Genomic DNA, 6,448 nt, shown 5'->3' with positions numbered 1-6,448 from the left:
GCTGCAGGCATACCCAGAGCTTATATCGATAGCCTACGACTGGGGACTGGGTTCAAAGAACGCTCAGGGTTTTGGAATGATAAAAACCATCGAAAGGAGGTGAAACAGTGCTGAAATCAACCTACGAAATTGGAAGAATTGTCTCGAAGGGTAAGGATAAAACACAGATGTACACAACAGACATAGGGGAAAAATATGTTCATGAACTGACAATTGTGCTAGAGAATAATGGAGAGATCATTCGATATTCTGGTTGCGATAAAAGAGAGAAAACTCGCCGCAACTATCTCTTCCGGGAGAAGAAAGGGAACATCAAAGTTCCGATGTCTCTTACTCTTAGAGATGCGGGCAAGGGATCAAGAGTCATTATTGAGAAATTCATTAATTTCGGTACGCAAAACAAAACTCCCTATGCAGAAAAAGTTGCAGCGGCTCTTGCGGAGTCAGAAGAGATCATCTCTGCAACTCTTGATCAGATGGCAGCAGCCATTTCTAACAAGAATGAGCGCAAGTTCTACACTGTGGTTATCGTTGACGGTTATAAAGAACTGTACCCCGGAGATATCGAAGAATTCAAGACAATCTTTCTGGAAAACATACTCAGTAGCTCGGGTGAATATGTTGGGACCTGTTACTTATGTGGAAAAAGGCGGACAATAGGCTTGAAAGCAAGCGACATTTTCAAGTTCGCATCTTTCGATAAGCCTGGATTTGCCTACGAAATGGACGATAAAAACCACTATGTGAACATGCCTTTGTGCCAGGATTGTTTTTCCAAGTTGGCACTCGGCAAGAAAGTACTTGATGAAGACTTGAGCATGGGTTTTTACAGTTCCAGAGTTTACATCGTACCTCGTTTTCACGCACCGGACGAAGCCGATGCTGAGGATGCAATCGGAGACGCTAGAAAAGGGCTGAGTAAGATCACTAACCTGAAAGACACCGCATATAAAAACAGTGGGTACTGTAATCTAGAGACCTTCATGCTTCCCGAATTAGCTGAAGGGCTGTATGCGACACTGAATTTTGTTTTCTACACCATAAATAACCAGGAAATGAAAATCAATTTGAGTGTACTGGATGTACCACCGAGTCGCCTAAGAAACATATCCAAGAGGATGTCGGAGGTACAAGATGAACTGAAGGGTGTTTTCGGAACTACCGAGTATTCTCCCTCGGTTCAATTTAGCACTATTCATGATGTCTTTAAAGACAACAGATTGAAGACTTTCTTTGACTATCTTGAGGCAATTTTCAAAGGCTCTGCGGTTTCGCTGGTTCCCCTTAAAAGGGCGACGTTGGAAACAATAAGCTCCAAAAAACTGCGGGGAGATCCTTACGTTACCAGGGCAAAGCAGTTAATTACGTTTGGACTCTTCATGGATAAGCTCCAAAAAGACATCAAAGGAGGTAATCCGTTAATGGTAAAAGAACGAGAAGAGAGGATCGATGAGTTTTTTGAGAAGTATCCCACTTTCTTCAGAACCGATGAAGAGAAGTTACTGTTCATAATGGGACAGATACACTCAAGAATCGCCAGATTCCAGCAAGATTTAAATATCGCGAGCACCGTCGACCTAAAGCTCAAAGCATACAATATGAGACCGTTGGATTTTATGAACCATTTCAAGGATCTGAAATGGAAGACCACTCAGTACGGGAAGGAAATGGACCCGGTAAAGGTCAAAGGACCACTGATGAGTCTTTTTCAGATAGCTGATGGATTTTTGCTGAGCAGTGGTTTCGAATGGAAAGCACCTATAGAAGATCTGAACTACGCGTTTTTGGCTGGTGAACTCGCAACAGGAGTTTTCAGAAAGGAACTGAACCCAGCAGAAGCTGAACCCAAAGATGCAAGAGAAATAGTGGGGGGGGAAGAATAATGGCGATAAAGAATAGGCATGAAATTGTCTTCGTTTACGATGTCAAAGACGGGAATCCAAATGGCGATCCAATGGATAGCAACAAACCTAGGCTAGACATAACTACCGGAGTAAACATTGTTTCGGATGTAAGGTTGAAGAGAACGATAAGGGATCATCTTCAGGATACTAAATCAGATATTTTTATTAATGGCGAAGCAGTAACTGCAACAAAAAGAGCTGCAGCTGTTCTTGGTGAAGATCCAACAAAAATGAATCCTGAAAATACCTCAGTAGTTAGCAAAAATCTGCTAAACAAATTTATAGACTTAAGACTATTCGGTGGGACATTGGCTTTCAAATCAGAAAAAAAGGAGAAAAGTTCTGATGAAAGCGAATCTAAAGATAAAAAGAAGAAAAAAGAGAAAGGTATAAGCAGCATAACATATACCGGACCTGTTCAGTTCAGATTCGGTAGATCTGTTCACGCTGTCGATCCGGTTTTCACTCAAGGCACGGCTGCTTTTGTTTCTCAAGAAGAAAAAGGGCAACGCAGCTTTAGAGAGGAATGGACCCTTAATTACTCCTGTATAGCTTTTTATGGAGTTGTGAACCAGAACACTGCCGAAAAGACTCTCTTAAGCGATGAGGACTTGAAAAAGATGTTTGAGGCAATGTGGGACGGAACCAAAGATCTCATAACCCGTTCGAAGATGGAGCAGCTCCCAAGGCTTCTAATTGATGTTGTTTACAATGAGGGAGGCAATTTTCATATCGGCGAGCTAGACAAAGCTATTGAACTGAAATCTGATCTCCCCGACGAAAAGATCCGCGGAATCGAAGATTTCGCTCTGGAGGTCTCCAAGCTGAAGGAACTCCTTGATACATACAAAGACAAAATAAAAGAAGTCAGATACATGATTGACTCGCGACTGAAGCTCACTCTAGACGCCGGAGAATTCATGATCGAAGACTTGCTTCCCGGCAAAACAAAATATCTGGAAAAGTGAGGTGAGGACTCATGAAAGTCCTCGTCTTCGACATAGCCAGTGACTACGCACATTTCAGGCAGCCATACTCGACAACCTCTTCCCTGACTTATGCTATACCCCCGCGAACTGCTGTGCTTGGAATAGTGGGAGCCATTCTTGGAATTGAGAGTGGTGGCTTTGGCAAGAGCGAGCATGTGCCAAAACTGGAAAACTCAAACGTGCGGATCGGTGTACGTATAATGAAACCCATCGAAAAGGTGCGTTTCAACATGAACTATTCCTACACAAAGGCGGATGCTGCGACCAAGAATGTTTTGCACATACAGGTTCCCGTAGAAATGGTGAAAGAACCAATTTATCGCCTTCACATCTGCGCAGATAGCCCTCTGTTTGAAAAACTGGAAAGACTTGTATCAAAAAAAGAATGCTATTACACGCCGTATCTCGGAATTACCGAGTTTATAGCGAGGGTTAATTACATAGGGACTTACGAAGCAAGAATCCTGGTCAGATCGGAAAAGATCTACTCGGCGATTTATATGTCAGATAGCACCAATTTTGTCATGTCAAATGGACAGAAGATCTTCAGGGAAACTCACGCAGTTTCCATGGACAACTATCGTCACGTGACTGAATACAGCGAGATAGCTTACGAGGCGGAGGGTAAACCCTTGATTGCAAGCTCAGTCGACCCAGAGTCAATAGTAGTAGGCTTTGCAACCCCCGACGGCGAAGTGGCTGTGATGATTAGATGACCGAGATTTGCTCACATCCGCATAGGCTGCTGATAGATCATACTCGTGGTGTTTATTCGCTTATGTCTAGCGAACTTGCAGAAGGGAAACATTTCATCAACTGCGAAGAGCTTTTTGGCATAAGCTATTTTGATCTCGAAATCCTGGTGAAAGGTATCGCTTATTTTCACGATCTAGGCAAATGCAGTACGTATTTTCAGCAGTCGCTAGGTGGTAAACGTGTAGATAAAGAACTCTCACAACACGCAGTGATTGGATCCATTGCACTCGGTCATTATCTTAATGGACAAATCTCCGATGATAAAGCTGCGGCCATTCTTATAGGGATGGCCGTTGTCAAATACCATCACAGCAGGGCAAAGGCTTTCAACTTCCTAATCGACATTTACAAAGACAGACGAAGGCCGATTGAAGAGATAAAGAAGCGGCTCGATAAAGAATACGTTGAGAGGTTTTCTAAGATACTTGGAGAGGAAGTTAATCTCGATATAGACGGTCTGGCAAAGAGAATTGTTAGGTGGACAAGATTGTTTGGTCGGCAGAGTGAAAAGAACGGGATCAGGCCATATCTACTGTTTGCTTATCTTTCATCTCTCCTTACATGGGCAGACAGAACTGACGCCGGTTTTCTTGGAGAATACAAATCCAATCGTCTAAAACTGCCTTCAGACCTTGTAGATGATTTCAGAAAGGCCAGAGAATTCGATAACCCTCAAACCAAAATGAACAACATGAGAAACGAGTTCTATAAAGAAAGCATATCGCGCCTGGATTTCAACATAGGTACCATAAGGGGCAGAACCGGCATAGGCAAAACCCTGGCGATAACATCACTGGCACTCAAGAAGAGGGAAGAGATCTTGGAAAAGAAAGGCTACACACCAAGAGTAGTCTATTGCCTGCCCTTTCTGAGCATAATCGATCAGACATACGAGACTGTATCCAGGGTTCTGACCAACGGTGGGATAGATACTTCGTCAGAAATACTGATACAGCAGCATCACCTTACAGATCTTGAATACTCAAGAACAGACAGCGAAATAGCTGGAGAAGTAGAGAATTACGAAGCATACCTCGCTGATATCCTTCTGAACTCATGGGACAGCGAGATTATTCTCACCACTTTCGTGAGTCTTTTCGACTCCATGCTTACAGACAAGAGGAACACTCGTTTCTTTAGAATCCCAGGTTCTATTCTCATACTCGATGAAATACAGGCTGTCCCGCCGAAATATTGGAAAGTCGCCAGCGAAATGCTATCGCACCTTGCAAAATACGCCGGTACAACCATAATATTCTCTAGCGCCACTGTTCCAAAGCCTTTTTTGATTTCATCTGAACAGCTAATTAAAGAAAAATATGAGCTTAACAGATATGACGTCAAGTATCTCGGCAAGGTCACCTTGGAGGATTTCAAAACAGGGATCTTGCAGGACTATGTAACCACTGCAACAGATGAGAAGAAATCTCTCATGATTGTTGTCAATACCATAAAAAGCTGCAAGGAACTGTATGAATTCATGAAAAATGACTTGTGCATCGACGAGAAGAAGCTGGACTGCCTTTCATCGAATATCCCCACGGTAGTCCGTCGAGACATAATCGGAAAGGTCTTTAAGAAAAAGGGCTTCCACATTCTGGTCACAACACAGCTTATCGAGGCAGGTGTAGACCTCAGTTTTGACTATTCGATAAGAGATCTCGGCCCTTTCGACAGCTTGCTTCAGGTCGCGGGCAGAGTTAATCGCTCGTCGGAAAAAAGACGCGGTGAACTTGCAATCGTCGAACTCTTGAAAGACGGTTCAAACAGACCCTTCTCGTGGATCTATAACTCAACAATAATGCAAACCACCAGGGGCACATTGAATGGGAATTCTGAACTGAATGAACCCCAGATGTACCAACTCGGCGATGATTATTTCAAAGAACTGACAAAGAAAGGACTGGAGAATGAGTCTTTGAATCTTCTTGACGCCCTTAGAGACATGGACTTTGAAGGGATCTCAAGTTTCAGCCTTATCGAAGAAATAAAGAACGCGTTGAGCGTTCCTGTCTTTCTTGAAATTGACAAAGCCGCAGCTAAAAACTGGCAGAACTACTGCCAAATACTTGAGGAGATACCCAATAGAGACGCCAGGTATGAACACCTTGCAAGAAAGAAGCAAGCTGCCAGAGCACTGGCTCCTTATGTCGTAAATCTCAGGGTATACACGCATCCTGGTGCCGAGAGCTACTTCTTACCCGAAGTACAACATGGATTCTGCTACATATCAAATGACGAGATAGAGCGCTACTATGACCCAAAAACGGGTATTAAACCAGAAGGAGACAACTTCTTCTGTGATTGACATCAACGGAAGCCTCATACTCTCGTATTCAAATTGCCACAGGGAAGCTTGGCTTATGGCCCATCGAATTATTCCTGAACAGGAGAACACGTCAATGTCTATTGGTCGCCTTATTCACGAAACAGCCTATGAGAATAGGGGAGAAAAAGATGTCTCTATAGACAACATAAGACTCGACATGGTCGAAGAGAAAAAGGGAAAAACGATCGTCAGCGAGATAAAGAAGTCCAAGTATTCACTTGAAGGGGCAAGAGATCAGCTACTCTTCTATCTTCTGAGGCTAAAAGAAATGGGAGTTCAGGCCGAGGGACAGCTGCTGGTGCCGAAAGAAAAGAAGAAAATAACGATTACTCTTACTGATGAAGAAGAAGACAGAATAGGGAAGTTATGCGAAGAAATACAGAAACTCGTTGAAGGGCCAATTCCAGAGATAGAGCGGACACAGAACAAGTGCAAGAACTGCGCTTACTACACTTATTGTTGGGTGTGAT

The 6,448-nt window shown here is 43.3% G+C and carries 6 protein-coding genes; all 6 read left to right on the top strand.

The annotated features are described in order from the left end of the window. The coding region (locus tag ENN47_01450) for a CRISPR-associated endoribonuclease Cas6 (GenBank protein ID HDP76854.1) at positions 1-103 on the top strand (103 nt) is incomplete at its 5' end. 4 nt (positions 104-107) lie between these two features. Then, a complete protein-coding gene (locus tag ENN47_01445; GenBank protein ID HDP76853.1) occupies positions 108-1,883 on the top strand; it encodes a TIGR02556 family CRISPR-associated protein in 1,776 nt (591 codons plus the stop codon). Continuing rightward, entirely contained in the window at positions 1,883-2,872 is a 990-nt protein-coding gene (gene cas7b, locus ENN47_01440) for a type I-B CRISPR-associated protein Cas7/Csh2 (GenBank protein HDP76852.1), read from the top strand. Before ENN47_01445 ends, cas7b begins: the two co-directional genes overlap by 1 nt. An 11-nt stretch (positions 2,873-2,883) precedes the next feature. Further along, complete coding sequence (gene cas5b / locus ENN47_01435) at positions 2,884-3,609, top strand: type I-B CRISPR-associated protein Cas5 (GenBank protein HDP76851.1); 726 nt, start codon at positions 2,884-2,886, stop codon at positions 3,607-3,609. Continuing rightward, positions 3,606-5,957: a CRISPR-associated helicase Cas3' gene (gene cas3 / locus ENN47_01430; GenBank protein HDP76850.1), complete on the top strand. Its 2,352-nt coding sequence runs from the start codon at positions 3,606-3,608 to the stop codon at positions 5,955-5,957. The genes cas5b and cas3 overlap by 4 nt, the downstream gene beginning before the upstream one ends. Continuing rightward, positions 5,950-6,447: a CRISPR-associated protein Cas4 gene (gene cas4 / locus ENN47_01425; GenBank protein ID HDP76849.1), complete on the top strand. Its 498-nt coding sequence runs from the start codon at positions 5,950-5,952 to the stop codon at positions 6,445-6,447. Before cas3 ends, cas4 begins: the two co-directional genes overlap by 8 nt. Position 6,448 lies beyond the last annotated feature (1 nt).

Origin of the sequence: Mesotoga infera (assembly GCA_011045915.1) — a bacterium.
GTDB classification, from domain to species: Bacteria; Thermotogota; Thermotogae; order Petrotogales; family Kosmotogaceae; genus Mesotoga; species Mesotoga infera_D.
The sequence above is the reverse complement of the archived record's forward strand: the minus strand, read 5'-3'. Positions and strand labels throughout refer to the sequence as shown.

What these genes read in the sequence shown, in the direction of transcription:
- cas7b (HDP76852.1), top strand. Translation starts at nt 1,883, where the DNA reads ATGGCGATAAAGAATAGGCATGAAATTGTCTTCGTTTACGATGTCAAA.
- cas5b (HDP76851.1), top strand. Translation starts at nt 2,884, where the DNA reads ATGAAAGTCCTCGTCTTCGACATAGCCAGTGACTACGCACATTTCAGG.
- cas3 (HDP76850.1), top strand. Translation starts at nt 3,606, where the DNA reads ATGACCGAGATTTGCTCACATCCGCATAGGCTGCTGATAGATCATACT.